The sequence below is a fragment of the Paraburkholderia phenazinium genome (assembly GCF_900142845.1).
In the GTDB taxonomy this organism is placed as follows: Bacteria; Pseudomonadota; Gammaproteobacteria; order Burkholderiales; family Burkholderiaceae; genus Paraburkholderia; species Paraburkholderia phenazinium_A.
The window spans coordinates 888845-908436 of the sequence record NZ_FSRU01000001.1 but is presented as its reverse complement, the minus strand read 5'-3'; the positions used below and the strand labels follow the sequence as shown (position 1 = coordinate 908436).

Sequence of the window (19592 nt, the reverse complement as noted above, 5' to 3'; positions counted from 1 at the left end):
CTTCGTTGCTTAAAGACCGACGACGCCGGCCAGGCCGCCGATGTCCTTGATCTCGGTGTAGTTGTAGTACGGCGTGGACGGCTCGTGACCGCGGGCGACGAACACCTTGTTCTTCACGCCGAGATCGTTGGCCGACATCAGGTCGTAGCGCAGGCTCGACGACACGTGCAGGATGTCTTCCGGGCCGCAGCCGAGGTTATCGAGCATGTATTCGAAGGCTTGCAGACGCGGCTTGTAGGCCTGCGCCATTTGCGCGGTGTACACCGCATGGAACGGCGCGCCGAGCTTGTCCACGTTGCTCTGGATCTGGTCGTTCGAAGCGTTCGACAGGATCACCAGCGGGATTTCCTTCGCCACCTTCGCGAGGCCTTCCGGCACGTCGGCATGCGGACCCCAGGTCGGCACGGCGTCGTAGAAGCGCTGGGCTTCGGCGTCGTCGTAGGCGAGCTTCCAGCGCTTGAGCGTGCGGCGCACGGCATTCTTCACGACTTCCTGGTACGGCTTCCATGCACCGAGCACTTCGTCGAAGCGGAAGGCGGCGAAGTCGCGCACGAACTGATCCATTTGCTCGGCGTTGACGCGATCGGCGAAGATTTCGCGGGCCATGTCGCCCATCCTGAAGCGGGTCAGCGTGCCGTAACAATCGAAGGTGATGTATTTGGGCCTGAAGCGGGTCATGTCTATGTCCTGTGGTCGGCAAGTATCAGCGTTGGGCAGAGCGAAGAAGCGGTCGTTGCTGGCGCCGCAACGGCTACTGAAATGAATTACACCACCCCAAAAAATCGGGGTTGTCGTGTTATGGACGCCGCTGAACACACAATCCGCCGTTTTTTGCTGCTCACTCAGCACACTATGCGGCGGCACTCAGGGGGTGCCCGCGATGCGTTCCCATGGTGCGGGTATGCCCTGGTGCGGACGTCCGGAGCGAGACGATGCAAGGCTTTGCGGGGCGTCCGATGGGGCGGCGCAACGGCCGGCAGAAACGACAACGGCCGCGTCGGGAAGCGACGCGACCGTATTGGCACGCTGGAAACGGCGCTTTCAGCAGCAGATCGTGCTGCACCTGCGCCGGCTTATGTATGAGGTTTGGCAAGCATGCGCGCCAGGCTCTCCAGCGCGAAGAGATGTAGCAAGCTCAAGCGCCCTGGTTCAGATCGATCAGCACGCTCTTGAAACGCAGATTCGCTTCAAACGCCTGGCGCCCCAGATCCTTGCCGAGCCCGGACTGCTTGTAGCCGCCGGTGGGAATGACGAAATCGGCGGTACGTCCATAGCGGTTGATCCACACCGTGCCCGCTTCGATACTGCGCATCGCCCGTAGCGCACGGCTCAGGTCCGCCGTGTGCACACCCGAGGCGAGCCCATATTTTTCGTGGCTGGCGAGTGCGAGTGCTTCGTCTTCGGTGTCGAAGGTCTGTACGGTCAAGACCGGGCCGAACACTTCTTCGCGCACCGCTTCGGACGTCGCGCTCACATGGGTCAGGATAGTGGGCGCGTAGAAAGCGCCTTCGCCATCGACGGGCAGCCGCTTGCCACCCGCTGCGATCTGCGCGCCCTGCTCGACGCTGCGTGCGACGATGCCTTCGATACGTTGCGCCTGCTTGGCGGAGATGATCGGCGGCAGCGTGGTGCCGGCGGCCCAGGTGTGGCCAGGCTTCAACGCGGCGAACGCGGATGCGATGCCGTCGATCAGGCGCGGCGCGGCCGAGCGCTCGACGATCAGCCGCGAGCCGGCCACGCACACCTGCCCGGCATTGCCCGCAATCGCGCCAGCGACGCGGCGTGCCACCAGATCGAGGTCGGGGGCATCCGCGAAGACGATTTGAGGGCTCTTGCCGCCGAGTTCGAGGGTGACTGGCTTGGTGCCGGTTTGCGCGCACGCCGTCATGATGGCCGCGCCGGTCTGGCTCGAGCCGGTGAAGGTCACCTTGGCAATCTTCGGATGACGCACCAGGGCGTCGCCGGTGATGCGTCCATCGCCTTGCACGACGTTGAAGATGCCCGGCGGAATGCCGGCAGCGATAGCCAGTTCGGCGAGCCGCAGCACCGAGAACGGCGTCATCTCCGAAGGCTTCAGCACCACCGCGTTGCCTGCCGCCAGCGCCGGGGCGATCTTCCACGACGCCATCACCAGCGGGAAATTCCACGGGGCGATGGCGCCGATCACGCCGTACGGCTCGGCGACGATCATGCCGAGATGGTCCGGGCGCGTCGCCGCGACCTCGCCGCCGATCTTGTCGGCGAACTCCGAGTAGAAGCGGATGCCTTCGGCGGTGAACGGCACGTCCCACTGCGCCGCATCGCGAATCGGCCGGGTGGAGCCGACCGACTCCAGACGCGCCAGCGTCTCGACATCCGCCTCGATCAGATCGGCCCAGCGGCGCAGCGTGCGGGCCCGTTCGCGCGGCGCGCGGCAGGCCCAGTCGCTGGTTTTGAAGGCGTGCCACGCATCTTCGACAGCACGATCCACCAGTTCGGCGTCGGCCACCGGCAGATCGGCGTACACCGCGCCGTCCGACGGGCGCAGCACATCGAGCGCGGCGGCGCCATCCACGTAGCGGCCGCCAATAAAGTGCGCGCTGCGCACGGCAATCAGAGCGGGATCGAAGCTGTCCATTGTGTCCATTCCAGTTCGCAGACGAGATGCGAATCATGGTACGGGCGATGCCGCAGCATTTGCTGCCATGATGGCCGGGGGCGACCGTGCGATGTGTGCGTTGTGGGGGGCGGGCGCAGTGGAGGATGCCGTATCCCTCCCGCAATAAGATCGTCCTAGCCGCCACGTCCACGCAGTGCGACATTACGCAGGCATATTGAAGAGGAGTGGAAAGTGACTCAACCGCTTGCTGGAGTACCCGTCCGGTTTCGGCCGCTGACGGCGGGCGATTTGCCCGCCGCGCACGAACTGTCGGTGGCGGTCAAATGGCCGCATCGCCGCGAAGACTGGGAATTCGCGCTCAATCTGGGCTCGGGCGTCGGCGCTGAGGACGACGACGGCCTCCTCGGCACGGCCTTGCACTGGAAATTCGGCGCGGACCACGCCTCGCTCGGCATGGTGATCGTCGCGCCCGAGCAGCAAGGCCGCGGCATCGGCCGCGATCTGATGACGCGCACCATGGATGCGCTCGGCACGCGCACCACCTTCCTGAACGCCACCCGCGCCGGCCAGCCGCTCTACGAAAAGTTCGGCTTCAAGGCGGTCGGCAGCATCCATCAACACCAGGGGACGGGCGGTGCGCATCCGCCGGCCGTGCAACTGGCTCCCGGCGAGCGCATCCGTCCGCTCGGCGCACGCGACCCAGATCGGCTCTCCGCCCTATTGAACCGCGCGGCCGGCTACGACCGCACCCAGGTGCTCGCCGCGCTGCTGAACGTCGCAGAGGGCGTGGTACTCGATCGCGATGGCGAGCCGGTCGGCTTCGCCTTGCTGCGCCGCTTCGGCCGCGGTCAGGTGATCGGGCCGCTGGTGGCGCCGCATATCGAAGGCGCCCAGGCGTTGATCAGTCACCTGGTTGGGTCGAACGAAGGAAAGTTCGTGCGTATCGACGTCACCGGCGATTCCGGCCTCTCCGACTGGCTCGACGACCTCGGCCTGCAACAGGTGGACGCCGTCGTCACCATGGTGCGCGGCGACGCGCCACAACCCGAGGGCGTAGCGCGAGTCTTCGCCATCACCAACCAGGCGCTCGGTTAAGCGCTACCCGACCTCTACGGACGCCGCGAATGACCTTCCTCTACAAGGCCGACCCGGTGCGCGGCGCGCAGTGGGCGCGCCTCTTTGCCGAAAAAGCGCCGCAGATTCCGTTTCGCATCTGGCCGGACGGCAGTGCCTCGGCCGACGCCGAAGCAGTGCGTTACCTCGCGGTTTGGGAAGCACCGCATGACCTCGCCACGCGCTTCCCTAATCTGGAAGTGGTGTTCTCGGTCGGCGCGGGCATCGACCAGTTCGATCTTTCGGCAATCCCTGCGCATCTGCCGGTAGTGCGGATGATCGAACCGGGCATCGTAGCGGGGATGGTCGAGTACGTGACCCTCGCCACGCTCGCACTGCACCGCGACTGGCTCACCTATGCCGCGCAGCAGCGCGAGGGCCGCTGGCAGGCGCTGCGCACACGCGTCGCGAGCGAACGGCGCGTCGGGGTGCTGGGGCTTGGCGTCCTCGGCCAGGCCGTGCTGACGCGTCTCGCCAGCTTCGGTTTTCAATGTGCCGGCTGGAGCCGTTCGCCGCGCACGCTCGATGGGATCGAATGCTTCGCCGGCGCGGAAACGCTGCCGGCATTTCTGGCCCGCACCGACATTCTGGTGTGCCTGCTGCCGCTCACCGACGCCACGCGCCATATCCTGAACCGCGAGTTGTTTGCACAGTTGCCGCGCGGCGCGGCGCTGATCAACACGGGACGCGGCGGTCATCTGCAGCAGGATCATCTGCTGCAGGCGCTGGAAAGCGGGCAACTCAGCGCGGCCGTGCTGGATGTGGCGGACCCCGAACCGCTCGCAGCGGATCATCCGCTGTGGCATCACCCTCGCGTGATGCTGACGCCGCACGTTGCCAGCATGACCCAGCCGGACAGCGCGGTCGAAGTCGTGCTCGACAATCTGCGTCGTCACCGTGCGGGCCAGCCGTTGGTCGGTCTGGTGGACCGCGCCCGCGGATATTGACGCACCCGCAGCGTGCATCAGGCACGCTGCGCCGCCATGGAGGTGCGCGTCTCAAACCGTTGTGCCCGCATCCATCCCTCTATCGCGCGCAGCACAAAATGCTGCGCCGCCCGCAAAAACACAATTCCCGCCTTCCAGCAGCGACGAATCCCCGCGTCTTCGTTGTTTCTGTCCCGCTACCATGGTTTGCATGCGGTTCGCGCCCGCGACACGCGTTGCGCGCACCTTCCCGGCACTTCGTGCATTGCTGCGCGCACAACTCACGCACTCCATACCATGTCCACGTCCTCACTGATCGAATCCGACCGCAAACATCTGATCCATCCGGTAGCCAGCCTGCGCGCGCATGAGCAGCGCGGCGTCACGATTCTCGAGTCGGGGCGCGGCGCCTGGCTGCGCGATATCGACGGCAACGAACTGCTCGATGCCTTCTCGGGCCTCTGGTGCGTGAATACCGGCTACGGTCACGAAAGCATCGTACGGGTAGCGACCGAGCAGATGAGCCGCTTGCCCTACGCGACCGGCTATTTCCACTTCGGCTGCGAACCGGCCATCAGGCTCGCCGAACAACTCGTCGAGCTGGCGCCGAACTCGCTGCGTCACGTGTACTTCACGCTGGGCGGCTCGGACGCGGTGGACGCCGCAATCCGCTACATCACGAACTACTACAACGCGACGGGCCGCCCGCAGAAGAAGCAGTTCATTGCGTTGGAGCGCGGCTATCACGGTTCGTCGTCGGTGGGCGCGGGCTTGACCGCATTGAGCTCGTTTCATCAGAACTTCGATGTGCCGCTGTCTAACCAGCATCACATTCCGTCGCCGTATCTGTATCGCAGCGAGGTGGGCGACGATCCGCAGGCGGTGATCGACGCGTCGGTCGCCGCACTGCGTGCGAAGGTCGAAGCGCTTGGCGCTGAACGCGTAGCCGCATTCTTCTGCGAGCCGGTGCAGGGCTCGGGCGGCGTGATCGTGCCGCCGAAGGGCTGGCTCAAAGCGATGAGCAATGCGTGCCGCGAACTCGACATCCTGTTCGTTGCCGACGAAGTCATCACCGGCTTTGGCCGCACCGGTCCGCTGTTTGCGTGTGCCGCCGAAGATGTCGAACCGGACCTGATGACGGTGGCCAAGGGACTCACCGCCGGCTATGCGCCGATGGGCGCCGTGCTGATGTCCGATGCCGTGTACAACGGCATCGCCGATGGCGCGGGTACCGGTTCGGCCGTGGGTCACGGCCAGACGTATTCGGCGCATCCGGTGAGCGCGGCGATTGGCCTCGAAGTGTTGCGGCTCTATCACGAAGGCGGGCTGCTCGCGAACGGCGTGGCTCAGACGCCGCGCTTCGAAGCTGGCCTGCGCGACCTGCTCGATCATCCGCTGGTGGGCGATGCGCGCAGCCGCGGCCTGCTCGGCGCACTCGAACTGGTGGCGGACAAAACCACCAAGCGCCGCTTCGATCCCGCGTTGAACCTGAGCGAGCGGATCGCCAAGACCGCCTATCGCAACGGCCTGATCTTCCGCGCTTTCAACGACAACATCCTCGGCTTCGCGCCCGCGCTGTGCTACCAGCGCGAGGAATTCGACATCCTGTTCGAGCGTCTGCGTCAAACGCTCGATACGGTGCTGGAAGCGCCCGAGGTGCGGGCCAGCCTTGCCTGAAGCAGTGCCCGGGATTTTGCCCCGGGCCTCGCCCAACGGCCTTGCAGCGCGCCGTGTAACCCGCCGAAAGGCTTGCTGCGTAAGGGTTTGCCGTGAAATTTTTCCGTGACGGGGCGTGCTACGATAGTCCCGTCACTGCGCTTCCATAGGTCATCGCCTCCGTGTCAACCAATGCTAGTTCAATGAAGCTGGACCGCATCGATCTGCGCATCCTGTCCCAGCTCCAAAAGAAGGGCCGCATTACCAATGTCGACCTCGCGGACGCGGTCGGCCTGTCGCCTAGTCCCTGCCTGATTCGCGTGAAGCGACTCGAGAAGGCGGGCTATATCGCGGGCTATGGCGCGCATCTGCAGTTGAACAAACTCGGCGACATCCAGCTCGTGTTTACCGAAGTGACCTTGCAGGATCATCGCCGCGAGGATTTCGCCAAGTTCGAGGCCAGCATTCGCACCGTCGACGAAATCGCCGAGTGCCATCTCGTGAGCGGCGGCTACGACTATCTGCTCAAGTTCGTCACGCGCAGCGTCGTGCATTACCAGACCGTGATGGAAGATCTGCTGGAACGCAATATCGGCATTGAGAAGTACTTCAGCTATGTCGTGATCAAGTCGCCGTTCGTGAAGAATCATTACCCGATTGAGAGCCTGTTTCCGTTGACAGACTGAGCGGCGTAGCCTTGCGGGGGTCTGTGTCGACCGCGCCGGGTTCAGGGCATCAACCTATCCTTTCGTTATCCTTAACTCCCCTTCCGGCGGTCGTCATGCCACTCACCTTAAAGCGTCCCGAACTCTCTCGCACACACAACTTCATCGCCGGTGAGTGGCGCGATGCCGTCGACGGCGCCCGCTACCCCGTCAGCGATCCGGCCTCCGGCGTCGAGTTTACGAGCGTGCCGGACAGCAGCGAAGCCGACGCCCGGGCCGCCACCGATGCCGCCCACGCCGCGTTCGACGGCTGGCGCGAGCGCACGGCCCGCGAACGCGCGCAATTCCTCAAGCGCTGGCATGCGGCGATCGTCGCCAATACCGAGGACCTGGCGCGCATCATCTCGCGCGAGCAGGGCAAGCCGCTGGCCGAGGCGCGCGGCGAAGTGGCGTATGGCGCGTCGTATGTGGAATGGTTCGCGGAAGAAGCCGTGCGCAGCTACGGCGACATGCTCCCCGCCTTGATGCCCGGCAAGCGGATGATGGCGGTGAAGGAGCCGGTCGGCGTGGTCGCTGCCATCACGCCGTGGAATTTCCCGCTGGCGATGATCGCCCGCAAAATTGCGCCAGCGCTGGCCGCAGGCTGTACCGTGGTCGCCAAACCCGCGGAGGACACGCCGCTCACGGCGCTCGCCCTCGCGCGGCTGGCTGAGGAAGCGGGGCTGCCTGCTGGCGTGCTGAATGTGGTGAGCGCCTCGCGCGAGCACACGCCCGCCACCGTCTCGAACTGGCTGGCCGATTCGCGTGTACGCAAGATCACGTTTACCGGTTCGACGCCGGTCGGCAAGCATCTGGCGCGCGAGTCCGCCGGCACGCTCAAGAAGCTCTCGCTGGAACTGGGCGGCAACGCGCCGTTTATCATCTTCGACGACGCGGATCTCGACGCTGCGGTCGACGGTTTGATGGCGTCGAAGTTTCGTAACGGTGGCCAGACCTGCGTGTGCCCGAATCGGATCTACGTGCAGAACAGCGTGTACGATGCGTTCGCGCGCAAGCTGGTTGAGCGGGTCTCGGCGCTGCGGGTGGGCCCTGCCACGCGCGACGATTCGCAGATCGGCCCCATGATCAATGCGCGTGCTGTCGACAAGATCGAGCGTCACGTACAGGACGCTCTAGCACATGGCGCTGTGGTGCTGACCGGCGGGCGTCGTCTGCAAGGTGACGGTCTCGACGGTCCGTATTACTACGCACCCACTGTTCTGGGCGACGCCAACCGCGACATGGCCCTGTTCCATGAGGAAACCTTCGGCCCGGTCGCGCCGTTGTTCCGCTTCGAAAGCGACGCCGATGTGCTGCGCGAAGCGAATGACACGCCGTTCGGACTCGCGGCATACTTCTATTCGAACGATGTGCGCCGGATCTGGCGCGTCGCCGGCCGACTCGAAAGCGGCGTGATCGGCATCAACGAGGGTGCCGTCGCCAGCGAGGCGGCGCCGTTCGGCGGTGTGAAAGAATCGGGTTATGGTCGCGAAGGGTCGCGCTATGGGCTCGACGATTACCAGCACATCAAATATCTTTGCCAGGGTGGCCTGGTTTGAGCTTCGGCGAAGGCCACTTTCTTATCGACTGCGAATGGACACGCTCATGACAACCCCTTCCCCGCAGCAGGACCATGCCTACCCGGTCGACGTCGAATTCCCCGACCTCAGCCCTTATGCCGCTGGTAACACCGGTATTCCGTATGTCTACACGTTTGACAGCGGTGTGGACGGCCCTCATGTGATGATCAACGCGCTCACGCACGGCAATGAAGTGTGCGGCGCTATTGCGGTTAAGGCGTTGCTCGATCTGGGTGTCAAGCCGCGGCGTGGCAAGCTCACGCTTGGCTTCTCCAATGTCGACGCTTACCTGAGCTTTGATGCGGCGAAGCCGGATGCGTCGCGCTTTGTCGATCAGGATTTTAATCGCGTTTGGACCGCGGCTAAGCTTGATGACGCTAGCGTCGATTCCAGCGAGCTTAGGCGGGCTCGCGCTCTACGTCCGGTGATCGATACTGTGGATTTCCTGCTTGATCTGCATTCCATGCATGAGCGCAGCGCCCCGCTGATCGTTTCGGGTCCGCTGGACAAGGGGATTGAACTCGCTCGCGCTTTGGGGGCTCCGGGTACTGTCATCAGTGATGAAGGGCATCCGGAAGGGCGGCGCATGCGGGACTATGAAGGATTTGGTGATCCGCTTAGCTCGCGGAATGCGCTGCTCGTGGAGTGTGGGCAGCATTGGGAGCCGTCGGCTGTTGTTGTGGCGAAGGACTGTACTGCGCGGTTTCTCGTGCTCGCTGGTGCGCTTGATGTTGGTGATCTTCCGGCTGATTGGTTCTCGCCTAAGCCCGATGCGATGCGCGTGATTCGGGTTACGCAGCCGGTTGTCGCCAAGAGTTTCGATTTTCGGTTTGCCGATGCGTTTACCGGTCTGGAAACGTTTGCTAAAGCAGGGACTGTTATTGGCTGGAATGAAGGTGAGGCTGTTGTTACGCCCTATGACAATTGCGTGCTGGTGATGCCGTCGTTGCGTCAGCTTAGACCAGGGGTGACCGTGGTTCGGCTTGGGCAGTTGCTGTAGGGATATGTGGCCGGGTTAGGTTTTTTGGTCTGCCTTGCGCGCGCCCTGGTTGTTTTCCTCGGGCGTTGACCGTGACTGTGCAGCGATAGCAAATCATCGCGGCCACTGAGCCGCAGCAAGGAGAAAGGCGCGAGCAATCGCGCCTCTTTTTTTGCCAGTTTTCGGAGTTCTCTGATGCCTGGTGCTTCCATGAGGGTGATAAGTTCGCCAATGCAGTGAGTACTACATTTGCTAACGGCGAAAGCCACTCAGTCCAAAATAACGATGAATACCAGACGAGCATTCTTGCGAAGCAGCGCGTTCTCCCTTGTTGGCATCGCGTCTCAAATCGCAATCGCGACACCAAGAACCCCTCAACATCCTGTTACTTCGTTGCATGGCTACGCGCTGACAAATGGCGCGACTGCGTTGAAACGTGAAGATGGAACATGGGTCTTCTGGGTGCGCATTATCAACCCAGATGATTCGAGCCACGATATTAAGGCGAACCTCCAGATTGCGACAGACAGAAGCTTTTCACAGATCGTTGACGTTCTCCCAGTAACGCTTACGCAAGCGAAATCATTTATTGCCCAGCCCGTGTACACCCCCAAAGCAAGAAACACGCAACTCTATTACCGCTATGTGATCGACTCTAATCCGTCAGTTGCACCGTCGGTGAGTTCGGTTGTGAACTCGATTGCCCCATGGAATACAGAATCAAAGGCTGAATGAAATGGCTAAGGTCGAATTGATTTTTCACGTCATCGAGTCCGGGTCCAACTCGATGAGTACGTTTCAGGCGATTCAATCTGCGGCAACTAGCCCAAATGACGCGCTATCGCTTTTTCAGAATGGCTCAAATCTGGTGGCTGCTGTATCAAATGTCTCTCCCATGTTGCAACCGATACGCATCATGACAAATGGATTGGTCGCGACGTCTGCTCTGATGCGAATTGTGACGGACTGGCAGGACCCAAACAAAAAGGTCCAACCAGGCGACGTACTAACCCTAGTAAGTGCGGCCGGAACGGTTGCTATCACACTGCTCGTATGGGCGGAAATTGGTCCGGGCGCAGCAGCAGCAATTGGTGCAGTCGCCTTGGCCGCTGACCTCCAAGCCAATTTTCAGCCGTATATGAGCGCCGCCAGGATTTGGCTGGGTAACTACATGTCCAATTTTTTGCAGGTATCGAACCCAGCCTCTGTTGCCAGTTCGTCGCTCTATTGGTCAGCCCCGTCGACATACACAGGATATACACTTGCCACCTACGACGAAATCATGGGCACCAACTCGTTATTCGTTTGTTTGAGCGACAAGGGCGTTACGGGTGCATCCTTGGTGCCCCTTGCAACACCGGTTCCGGGCAGTTACACACCCATTAATGAGGATCAGTACAAGGAAGCCTATTGTCGATCTCTGGCTCAACCAACTACCGATCTTGATGTCTGGTTGCCTTACTGCAAGACAGAGATGGTTAGATAACCATGACAGCAATGCCGCGTTGTATCCAGACTTCACTTATCGGGTTCTTTCTTGCCTTCCTGTGTGAGGCCTCAGTCGAAGCCGCTTTACTCCTTTCCTGGTCTGTCACGGGGGTGGGATGGATGGCCGTGATAGCGAGTCTTGCGGCCAATCCCCTGGCACTCGCATATGGCTTGAAGCGCAGAAGATGGGCCTTTGATCTTCTTAAGTGGATTGCAGCCTTCAGCCTTGTGTGGACCCTATCCGGCGGCCCATATCTGCACGCATTGGGACTATGGGCTATCGCGCTGATTGCGCTTTGCGTGTGGTTACGCCTCGGTGCAGTGCTGATCCTGCGGCGCAAAGCAGCAAGAGATTGGGTCGACACAGCGACTGTCGGACGCAGCATATAGGTCGCAGATCCGCACAGATGAAAGATGAAGAGTGACGCCCGCTTCGTGTGGGCATCTCTCCTAGGGTTTCAGAAGTTTGTACACCGTCGCCGACTTCCGCCAGGAGAATAGCAACCACGCGTCGATGACCATCACCGCGAGAATCCAGATGACAGGGCCGGTGGCACCGTGTTTTTCCCCAACAGCTTCGCCCAACCATCTGATAGAAAGGAGAACCGATATCAGAAGAGCAATCACGAATGACGTGAAAGACCTCGCTGGCGAATCGATACCGCAAATCTCGCCCGTCGCGTGATTCAGCCAGCCCACCAACGTTTGCCAGTTGTCCGTGTCACGCAATACCGCAGTCACGACCATGCCGTTTTCAAGCCGTGGTTCACCGCGCATCTGTACCGCGTACTGACGTTTGCCCGCGACGGTGACATTGAACGATGTCCTTGCAGCACCGTTTCTGTCTCTTTGGATAACGACTCCTCCAATGTTTTCAAACGTGACTGTGACGGCGTGATAGGTCATGGGAAACGGGTCGCCAACCGGGGCGACAGGCATTGATTCAGGGAGAGCTAATATAACCGCTACAGCATCTCGTATTAGCTGTGTTCCCTGAGGCGAATCGCTCATGATCGAATGCCGCGCGCACGCAACGCCATCACAGGCTGCTTCTACTTCATGTCGGCCCGCGCTCAGATATTCTGCACAAACATATACTGCTTCGTGACCTTCTCCGTCACTTCAAACACGCCCCGAAAGCCCTCCGGCACCATCACCGCGTCGCCCGGCCCAAACGGTTTGCGCTCGCCCTCGTCCGGCACGATTGCGCCGATTCCCGACAACACGTGGAAAAATTCGAACTGCCCCTCCGGGAAGTCGATCCGCCATGCGCCCGCCGTGCCGCTCCAGATACCCGTGCTGACCTTGCCATCGGCACGCTCGAATACCGGCCAGTCCCGGCGCTCGGGTTGACCGCGCAGTAGCCGCTCAGGACTCAACGACAGCAACGTGCCCTCGCCCTGCGGTTCGTTAAAACACTCGCTCTGTACAGCATGCGTGGAAATGCTTTGTGACATCAACTGACTCTCTTTGAAGTAGTACGAATTTTGTTCTGCTGACGGCCCACTCTCTCGACTCCCCCTCAACTCGCGCGCCGCAACTCGGGCCACGATGCACAGAGGTCAGCAAAGATCAGGTCGATCGCCTCGGCATTCACGCCTTCCGTTTCAACATGCGCGTCCAGCGCATCGAAGATCCGGTGCTTGATGAAATAGCGCCATTGCACCGGTACGCCCGACAAAATGCGCGTGAGGGCCGCGTAACGTTCGCGCGTCCACTTCGCTTCGAAGGCCTCGCGGTATGGTCCGAACTCGAATGGCAACACTTCGATATCGCGCGCCAGCGTCTGCGCCTGCTCGCGCAGCGCCGCCGTTTCGCGTGCGTCGATCTCGCCGTCGACAATCGCCACCGCATAGACCTCGCGCGCTTCCTGCTCGGTGACATAACCCCGTCGCACGTCGTCGCATACCCGTTGGACATCGCGATCAATCGGTCTGCCGTAACCGCCAGCCCCTGCGCCAACCAGGCGAATTACGTCCCCCGGATTGCAGATCACCAGGTCTGTGTTGCCCAGTTGCTCCGCATGCGCGGTATCCGGGTTCTTCGTGAAGCGCGCATTCGCGCCCGCATGACCGCCGCGCACGCCCCACGAAGCAAAATGCGTGCGGTCGCGGTTGCGCGCCGTCACAAGCGTGTTCGGTGCGAATACCTTGAACTCCATCACCAGGCCCTGGCCGCCGCGAAACTGGCCCGCGCCGCCCGAACCTGGTGCCACGCCATAGCGTGTGATGCGAATCGGCACCTCCGCCTCGTTGATCTCCACCGGCGTATTGCGCAAAAACGCATTGTTTGCGCCGGAGCCGTCCTCGCCGTCGTCGAATGACATGCCCCCCGCGCCGCCGCCAATCGGTCCGATCGACGCCATCACCGTACCGCCCTGCCGGTCCATCGTCTTCACGCTGAGAATCGACAGGCCGCCGGCGGGGCACGCCGCGAGTCGCTCCGGAATCGCGCGCGAAAATGCGCCGAATGTCAGCAGGTGCAGTAGCTTGCAGGTGAGGCTGCGCATGCCGACCGCCGCCGGCCGCTCCGCATTGACAACCGTGCCCTCCGGCAGCACGCAATGCGCCACCCGCAGCATGCCGCTGTTAAGCAGAATCTCCGGATTCAGCGTGTACAGCACATAGACGAAGCCCACCAGCGCGAGCGCATGACGTTCGCGGCCACCCGTGGGGATGTTCAGCGACGACTGCAGTTGCGGATCGCTGCCGGTATAGTCGAACTCGACACTGCCATCGCGGATACGCAGCGTCAGCGCGACGCGCATCGGTTTGCCGCGTACCGAGTCCTCATCCGCATACTCGGCGAAGAAGTACTCGCCGTCGGGAATGCCGCGCATGATGGTGCGCGCCTGTTCCTCCGAGTAATCGAGCAACGCCTGCATGCCCGCCTTGAAGCCGTCAATGCCAAAGCGTTCGATGATCTCCAGCACGCGTCGCTCGCCGGTATGCAGCGACGCCAGTTGCGCATGCAGATCGCCGACATTCTGGTCCGGCACACGCACATTGGCCGCCATGATGCGCAGCAGCTCTTCATCGAGCACACCGCCCCGCACGATCTTGGTGGGCGGAAAGCGGATGCCCTCCTGCTCGATTTCGGTCAGCGTGCGCGACAACGAAGCCGGCACGGCGCCACCCATGTCGGTGTTGTGGATGTGGCCGCCCACGAAGCAAACAATCTCGCCTTCGTAAAACACCGGCTTCCACAGCACGATGTCCGGCGTGTGCGTGGCGACGAAACCGCTGTACGCATCGTTCGTCATGCCGATGTCGCCCGGCTCGTAGTGGTCGATCATGCCAATCACCGGGCCGTAGTCGAGGCCGACATACCAGGTCGCGCCCAACGTCTTCGGCGACGCAAACGTGAGTCCATCCGGCGTCGTGATCGCGCACGAGAAGTCCTCGGTCTCTTTCACGAAGGTCGAGTGTGCGGTGCGCACCAGCGTGTACGCCATGCTCTCCGCCGCCGCGACGCAATAGTTGGCGAAAATCTGCAGTACTGCCTTGTCGAATTGCATGCCCCGCTCCGTATCAGTTCGCGCCAACATAGGTAAGGATCAGATTGCCGTAGGCATCGATACGTCCCGAGAAACCCGGCAGCACACAGGTCGTGCAATCGTCCTGCGCAATCACGGCCGGTCCCGCAAGTTGCTGGCCGGCCAGCAGCTTCGCGCGATGGAACAGCGCCGCATCGCGGAACGCGCCGTCCATCCAGACCTTCACCGTGGCATCCGGAACCGGAGGCTGCTCGCTTGCTTCGATAGGCCGCAATGCCGGCTTGGGCGTCACCGATGCAATCACGAGACGCAACGCGACCACCTGGATCTTCGCTTTCAGATCGCTATGGCCGTAGAGTCGTGCATGCTCGCGGTGGAAGGCCTCGCTCAGCGCGCCAATGTCGCGGTTCTGCAGCCATGCCAGTTCGAGCGGCGTGTCGATCTCAAAGGACTGGCCCTTGTAGCGCATGTCCGCCGAGACCGTGATGCGCGCCGCGCGGTCATTACCGGCATGGCCGGGCGCGGCGGTTTCAGCGGCCATCCACGCGCGTGCGGCCGTTTCGAGCGAGTGCGCATCGTCACGCAGCGCATCGAGCGCTGCTGCGTCGAGGTCGTAGTAGGTGGTCTTGACGAAATCGTTCTTCGTATCGGCAATCAGGCCGCCGAGTGCGCTCAGCACACCTGGCGTCGTGGGAACAACGACCTGCTCCATGCCGAGCGCCCGCGCAAAATAACACGCGAGCATCGGCCCAGCGCCGCCGAACGGCAACAGCGAGAAGGCTCGCGGATCGATCCCGAAGCGCGACACAATGCGGCTCACGCCCGCATACATGCCGGATACCGACACGTTGACGATCGCTTCCGCCGTCTTGTAGATATCCGAGCCAAGCCGTTGGGCCAGCGCGTCGATGGCGCGGCAGGCCGCGTCGTGATCGACCTTCACCGAGTTATAGCCGAGGCTCGCGTTGCCGATCACGCCCATCACAGCAAAGGCGTCGGTGATGGTGGCGCGCGTGCCGCCGCGACCGTAGCACACGGGTCCTGGGTTCGAACCGGCGCTCTCCGGTCCGACCTTGAGCACGCCGAAGTCGTCCACCCACGCAATCGAGCCACCGCCGTCGCCGATAGACGACACCGAAACCGAAGGAATATGAATCTGGAAATCGCCGATGTATTCGCCAGTGGCGTATTGCGGCTCGCCGTCGATGATCAGCGCAACGTCCGCGGTCGTGCCGCCGATGTCGAGGCTCATGCAGTGCCGCAGCCCGCAGAGTTGTGCAACGTAAGCGGCGCCGATCACGCCGGATGCGGTGCCTGAGAGGATCATCTGCACGCAGTTGGTCTTGCCGGTCTCAGCGCTCATCACGCCGCCGTTCGACTTGGTGACCTTCATGTCCGCCGCGATTCCGGTCTCGCGCAGTGCATGTTGCAGCGACGACAGATAGTGCGACACCTTCGGCTGCACATACCCGCCAATCACCGCCGTCGAGGTGCGCTCGTACTCGCGAATGATCGGCCATACGTCGGATGAACACGAAACGAAGAGGCCCGGCATCGCGCGCTCGAGTATCGCCTTGACCTCGTGCTCATGGACCGGATTGCGATACGAGTGCAGCAGCGACACCACCACGCCTTCGCAGCCCGCGCGCTTCAGCTTGTCGAGCGCGTCGAGCACGCTGGCTTCGTCCACCGGTGTCTCGACCGTGCCGTCCGCCGTCAACCGCCCGACGATGCCGAAGACGCGCTCACGCGGCACCAGCGGCGCGGGTCGCTTCGACATCAGGTTGTACATGTCGGGACCTTTCAGACGGGCAATATCCAGCACGTCCTCGAAGTGCCGCGTCGTAATCAGGCCGAGCTTCAGACCCTTGCGTTGCACGACGGCGTTGACGCCGACGGTGGTGCCATGCGTGAAATAGTCGACTTCATGCGGATCGACGCCATAGCGCTCGGCGAGACCTTCCATGCCGCGCAACACCTCGGCGCCAGGGCTGTCGGGCCGGGAAAACACCTTTAGCGTTTTCAGCTCCCCCGTTTCGTCATTCAGTACTGCGAAGTCGGCAAACGACCCACCGATGTCCACACCGATTCTCAAGCCCATGAAGTTTTTCCTTTAGTTCGGCGCTGCCCGCTGCACTTTGCCATTCGATGCGTAACGCCAATCCATGTCGCACATCCGGCTCAAGCATGAACGCACGGCGTCCCTTCTCACACTACCGTGCCTTCCCGCAACGCCGGGATCTGCTGCAGGCTGGTCAGATCGACCTCCGTGCGATGGCAGAGTACTTCAGCACCATTCGACAATTGCCGGCGCGCCGGCGCCGTGGTGTTGCACAAGCCATCGACACGCAACGGGCAGCGTCCGAGAAACGTACACAGTTCCGAGTGTTCCGCACGCGGCCCGATTGGCGGCAACTCGCTGTGACAGCGGATGGAGGCCTCATCGAGCCAGCCCGTGCGCAGTTCCGGCGCCGACGAGATCAGCAGATCCGCATACGGATGGAACGGCGGCGCGCACAGCGCCGCACGGTCGCCCGCCTCGACACGATGACCGGAATACAGCACGACGATGTCGTCACTGATGGCACGCATCTTGCCGATGTCGTGAGTAATGAACAGGTACGACACGCCGAGCTTGCGTTGCAGATCGGCGAGCAGATCGAGGATCGCCGCGCCCACCACGGTATCGAGTGCGGACGTCACCTCGTCGCAGAGAATCAGATCCGGCTCGGCAGCGAGCGCACGCGCCAGGTTGATCCGCTGCTTCTGACCGCCCGACAGTTCGCCTGAGCGGCGCGTCGCGAGTGCAGCCGGCAGACGCACCAGATCGAGCAGTTCGGCGACGCGCTGACGCGCGCGCTCGCCCTTCATGCCGTGATAGAACGCAAGCGGGCGGGACAGAATCCGCTCGACGGTATGCACCGGATTCAACGCCGTGTCCGCGTTCTGGAACACGATCTGGATGCGGCGGAATTGTTCCTTGGTGCGCCGGTTCAGACGCTTGGGCATCGGCTCGCCATCCAGCAGCAACGAGCCGCTCGCCACCGGCACCAGGCCCGCAATCACCTTCGCCAGCGTGGTCTTGCCCGATCCGGATTCGCCGATCACGCCCACGGTCTTGCCGCGATGAATCACCAGATCCACATCATCCAGAATGCGTGCGGCCGGGAAACCCTTGGCGTCGACCTTGCCGTAACCGGCGACGAGACGCTTGACCTCCAGCAACGGGCGCGCTTCCGCACTCGTAACAGCGCGCGTTTCGGGACGCGCCCCGCGCGGCGTCGGCATGACTGCTGCAATCAGGCTCTGTGTATAGGCATGCGCCGGTGCATGGAGAATCTGCGCCGTGCTGCCCACTTCGCGGATCGCGCCGTCGCTCAGCACCACGATGCGATCGGCCATCTGCGCGACCACCGCCAGATCGTGCGACACATACACGGCTGTCGTGCCGAGTTCCTTCACGACCCGCTTGAACGCCTGCAGCACGTCGATCTGCGTGGTGACGTCGAGCGCCGTGGTCGGCTCGTCGAGAATCACCAGCTCGGGGTCCGTGATCAGCGCCATTGCCGCCAGCAGCCGCTGCAACTGCCCGCCCGACACCTGGTGCGGATAACGCTTGCCGATCAGCTCCGGCTCCGGCAATGCCAGCGCACGGAACAGTTCGACGGCTTTCGCCTGCGCCGCGGCCTTGCTCATGGTCCGATGGATCAGCGCGCTTTCGATCACCTGATCGAGAATCGTGCGAGCCGGATTGAAGGCCGCCGCCGCGCTTTGCGCGATATAGGCCACCTTGCGGCCGCGCAGCGAAGCCAGTGCGTCAGGCGACAATGCCCGCACGTCGCACTCGCCGACGCGGATCGAACCGCCGGCGATCCGGCAGCCGGTGCGGGCATGTCCCATCAGCGAGAGCGCAATGGTCGTTTTGCCCGAGCCGGATTCGCCGATCAGCGCGAGCACTTCGCCACGAGCGACCGTGAAGTCGATATCGTTCACGATGGTGGTTTCCGGGCGGCCCTCGCTGCTGCCGACCACCCGCAGACCGCGCACTTCAACCAGATTGGCAGGTGTGCTGTTCATCTCAACGAGCCTCCGCGGCACGGCGCAAACGCAGGCGCTTGCCGCGCCCAGGCAGCCCGTCGATCAGCAGGTTGACGCCGACCGTCAGGATCGCAATGGCGATGGCCGGCATCAGCACGACTGGCGCACCGTCGCCCAGCCCCGCGATGTTTTCCCGCACCAGCGAACCGAGGTCCGCATACGGCGGCTGAACGCCGAGCCCGAGGAAGCTCAGGCTGCTCAGCAACAACACCACGAACACGAAACGCAAGCCGAGATCCGCGAGCATCGGATGAATCATGTTCGGCAGGATCTCCACGCAGCAGATATAGATCGCGTTCTCGCCGCGCACCTTGGCGACCTGCACGTATTCGAGCGCGCTGATGTTCACAGCCAGCGAACGCGCAATGCGATACGCGCCAGGCGTGTAGCTGATTCCTGCGGTCAGGACCAGCAAGGTCAGCGACGACCCAAACGCCGCGACGATCATCAACGCGAACATCTTGGTGGGAATCGAACTCACGGCGTCGAGCACGCGGCTCATGGTCTCGTCGACCGCGCGGCCCGCGACCGCCGCCAGCAAGCCGAGCCCGGTGCCGCACACGGCGGCGAACAGCGCCGCCGCCAGCGCGAGCAGCACGGTGAGGCGCGTACCGTACATGATGCGGCTCAGCATGTCGCGCCCCAGGTAGTCGGAACCGAGCGGCAGGTGGGCGCTGAACGGCGCGAACACGTCCTGCGTCACGATCGCGCCCACCGGATTCGGCGCGAGCCACGGCCCGAGAATCGCCACCAGCAGAGCCAGCGCCACCATGGCCGCGCCGATCCAGCCGCTCAACGACAGCGAAGGCACACGACGGCGCGCGGCGCGTTTGGCCAGCGGCGGCGGGACAGAGCCACCGCCCCCGGACGGTGCGGGTGAATGAGAGGCGGGCATGGCAGGACTCCTTATGAGCGCCGCGTCGGCCTGCGTCGGCGAGCGAGGATCGACAGGT

At 62.8% G+C, this 19592-nt stretch carries 16 protein-coding genes; 8 read left to right on the top strand and 8 right to left on the bottom strand.

Annotated elements, in window-relative coordinates; all coding sequences use genetic code 11:
- Nucleotides 1-9: 9 nt before the first annotated feature.
- Together BUS12_RS03920 and BUS12_RS03915 are read right to left on the bottom strand one after the other, a co-directional pair.
- Nucleotides 10-678, bottom strand: a complete 669-nt coding sequence (locus BUS12_RS03920; protein ID WP_074294332.1) for a haloacid dehalogenase type II — start codon at nucleotides 676-678, stop codon at nucleotides 10-12.
- A 457-nt stretch (nucleotides 679-1135) separates the two neighbouring features.
- Complete coding sequence (locus BUS12_RS03915; RefSeq protein WP_074294331.1) at nucleotides 1136-2617, bottom strand: aldehyde dehydrogenase family protein; 1482 nt, start codon at nucleotides 2615-2617, stop codon at nucleotides 1136-1138.
- 213 nt (nucleotides 2618-2830) lie between these two features.
- On the opposite strand from BUS12_RS03915, the gene BUS12_RS03910 reads away from it, so the two are divergent.
- The 8 genes from BUS12_RS03910 to BUS12_RS03880 all read left to right on the top strand — a co-directional run bounded on the left by BUS12_RS03910 (nucleotide 2831) and on the right by BUS12_RS03880 (nucleotide 11043).
- Nucleotides 2831-3694 carry a GNAT family N-acetyltransferase gene (locus tag BUS12_RS03910; RefSeq protein WP_074294330.1) on the top strand — a complete coding sequence of 288 codons (864 nt, stop codon included), beginning with the start codon at nucleotides 2831-2833 and terminating at the stop codon, nucleotides 3692-3694.
- A gap of 29 nt (nucleotides 3695-3723) precedes the next feature.
- On the top strand, nucleotides 3724-4659 hold the full coding sequence (locus BUS12_RS03905; protein WP_074294329.1) for a 2-hydroxyacid dehydrogenase: 936 nt from the start codon (nucleotides 3724-3726) through the stop codon (nucleotides 4657-4659).
- 276 nt (nucleotides 4660-4935) lie between these two features.
- Complete coding sequence (locus tag BUS12_RS03900) at nucleotides 4936-6315, top strand: aspartate aminotransferase family protein (protein ID WP_074294328.1); 1380 nt, start codon at nucleotides 4936-4938, stop codon at nucleotides 6313-6315.
- 182 nt (nucleotides 6316-6497) lie between these two features.
- Nucleotides 6498-6980, top strand: a complete 483-nt coding sequence (locus BUS12_RS03895) for an Lrp/AsnC family transcriptional regulator (RefSeq protein ID WP_074294327.1) — start codon at nucleotides 6498-6500, stop codon at nucleotides 6978-6980.
- 95 nt (nucleotides 6981-7075) lie between these two features.
- Nucleotides 7076-8557: an NAD-dependent succinate-semialdehyde dehydrogenase gene (locus BUS12_RS03890; RefSeq protein WP_074294326.1), complete on the top strand. Its 1482-nt coding sequence runs from the start codon at nucleotides 7076-7078 to the stop codon at nucleotides 8555-8557.
- A 46-nt stretch (nucleotides 8558-8603) separates the two neighbouring features.
- Complete coding sequence (locus BUS12_RS03885) at nucleotides 8604-9578, top strand: M14 family metallopeptidase (protein WP_074297059.1); 975 nt, start codon at nucleotides 8604-8606, stop codon at nucleotides 9576-9578.
- Between the two features lie 264 nt (nucleotides 9579-9842).
- On the top strand, nucleotides 9843-10292 hold the full coding sequence (locus BUS12_RS38010; protein WP_143788252.1) for a hypothetical protein: 450 nt from the start codon (nucleotides 9843-9845) through the stop codon (nucleotides 10290-10292).
- A 1-nt stretch (nucleotide 10293) separates the two neighbouring features.
- Nucleotides 10294-11043 carry a hypothetical protein gene (locus BUS12_RS03880; RefSeq protein ID WP_074294325.1) on the top strand — a complete coding sequence of 250 codons (750 nt, stop codon included), beginning with the start codon at nucleotides 10294-10296 and terminating at the stop codon, nucleotides 11041-11043.
- Nucleotides 11044-11495: 452 nt separating this feature from the next.
- On the opposite strand, the gene BUS12_RS03870 is transcribed toward BUS12_RS03880, so the two are convergent.
- The 6 genes from BUS12_RS03870 to BUS12_RS03845 all read right to left on the bottom strand — a co-directional run bounded on the left by BUS12_RS03870 (nucleotide 11496) and on the right by BUS12_RS03845 (nucleotide 19534).
- Nucleotides 11496-11951, bottom strand: a complete 456-nt coding sequence (locus BUS12_RS03870) for a hypothetical protein (RefSeq protein ID WP_143788251.1) — start codon at nucleotides 11949-11951, stop codon at nucleotides 11496-11498.
- Between the two features lie 167 nt (nucleotides 11952-12118).
- Nucleotides 12119-12502, bottom strand: a complete 384-nt coding sequence (locus tag BUS12_RS03865) for a cupin domain-containing protein (protein WP_083640233.1) — start codon at nucleotides 12500-12502, stop codon at nucleotides 12119-12121.
- Between the two features lie 65 nt (nucleotides 12503-12567).
- Nucleotides 12568-14562 (bottom strand): hydantoinase B/oxoprolinase family protein, encoded by a 1995-nt coding sequence (locus tag BUS12_RS03860; RefSeq protein WP_074294322.1) that lies wholly within the window; start codon nucleotides 14560-14562, stop codon nucleotides 12568-12570.
- Nucleotides 14563-14575: 13 nt separating this feature from the next.
- A complete protein-coding gene (locus tag BUS12_RS03855; RefSeq protein ID WP_074294321.1) occupies nucleotides 14576-16642 on the bottom strand; it encodes a hydantoinase/oxoprolinase family protein in 2067 nt (688 codons plus the stop codon).
- A 107-nt stretch (nucleotides 16643-16749) separates the two neighbouring features.
- Nucleotides 16750-18618: an ABC transporter ATP-binding protein gene (locus BUS12_RS03850; protein WP_074294320.1), complete on the bottom strand. Its 1869-nt coding sequence runs from the start codon at nucleotides 18616-18618 to the stop codon at nucleotides 16750-16752.
- Nucleotide 18619: 1 nt separating this feature from the next.
- Nucleotides 18620-19534, bottom strand: a complete 915-nt coding sequence (locus BUS12_RS03845; RefSeq protein WP_253189998.1) for an ABC transporter permease — start codon at nucleotides 19532-19534, stop codon at nucleotides 18620-18622.
- Nucleotides 19535-19592: the final 58 nt, after the last annotated feature.

What these genes read in the sequence shown, in the direction of transcription:
- BUS12_RS03920 (WP_074294332.1), bottom strand. Translation starts at nt 678, where the DNA reads ATGACCCGCTTCAGGCCCAAATACATCACCTTCGATTGTTACGGCACG.
- BUS12_RS03915 (WP_074294331.1), bottom strand. Translation starts at nt 2,617, where the DNA reads ATGGACAGCTTCGATCCCGCTCTGATTGCCGTGCGCAGCGCGCACTTT.
- BUS12_RS03905 (WP_074294329.1), top strand. Translation starts at nt 3,724, where the DNA reads ATGACCTTCCTCTACAAGGCCGACCCGGTGCGCGGCGCGCAGTGGGCG.
- BUS12_RS03900 (WP_074294328.1), top strand. Translation starts at nt 4,936, where the DNA reads ATGTCCACGTCCTCACTGATCGAATCCGACCGCAAACATCTGATCCAT.
- BUS12_RS03895 (WP_074294327.1), top strand. Translation starts at nt 6,498, where the DNA reads ATGAAGCTGGACCGCATCGATCTGCGCATCCTGTCCCAGCTCCAAAAG.
- BUS12_RS03890 (WP_074294326.1), top strand. Translation starts at nt 7,076, where the DNA reads ATGCCACTCACCTTAAAGCGTCCCGAACTCTCTCGCACACACAACTTC.
- BUS12_RS03885 (WP_074297059.1), top strand. Translation starts at nt 8,604, where the DNA reads ATGACAACCCCTTCCCCGCAGCAGGACCATGCCTACCCGGTCGACGTC.
- BUS12_RS38010 (WP_143788252.1), top strand. Translation starts at nt 9,843, where the DNA reads ATGAATACCAGACGAGCATTCTTGCGAAGCAGCGCGTTCTCCCTTGTT.
- BUS12_RS03880 (WP_074294325.1), top strand. Translation starts at nt 10,294, where the DNA reads ATGGCTAAGGTCGAATTGATTTTTCACGTCATCGAGTCCGGGTCCAAC.
- BUS12_RS03870 (WP_143788251.1), bottom strand. Translation starts at nt 11,951, where the DNA reads ATGACCTATCACGCCGTCACAGTCACGTTTGAAAACATTGGAGGAGTC.
- BUS12_RS03865 (WP_083640233.1), bottom strand. Translation starts at nt 12,502, where the DNA reads ATGTCACAAAGCATTTCCACGCATGCTGTACAGAGCGAGTGTTTTAAC.
- BUS12_RS03860 (WP_074294322.1), bottom strand. Translation starts at nt 14,562, where the DNA reads ATGCAATTCGACAAGGCAGTACTGCAGATTTTCGCCAACTATTGCGTC.
- BUS12_RS03855 (WP_074294321.1), bottom strand. Translation starts at nt 16,642, where the DNA reads ATGGGCTTGAGAATCGGTGTGGACATCGGTGGGTCGTTTGCCGACTTC.
- BUS12_RS03850 (WP_074294320.1), bottom strand. Translation starts at nt 18,618, where the DNA reads ATGAACAGCACACCTGCCAATCTGGTTGAAGTGCGCGGTCTGCGGGTG.
- BUS12_RS03845 (WP_253189998.1), bottom strand. Translation starts at nt 19,534, where the DNA reads ATGCCCGCCTCTCATTCACCCGCACCGTCCGGGGGCGGTGGCTCTGTC.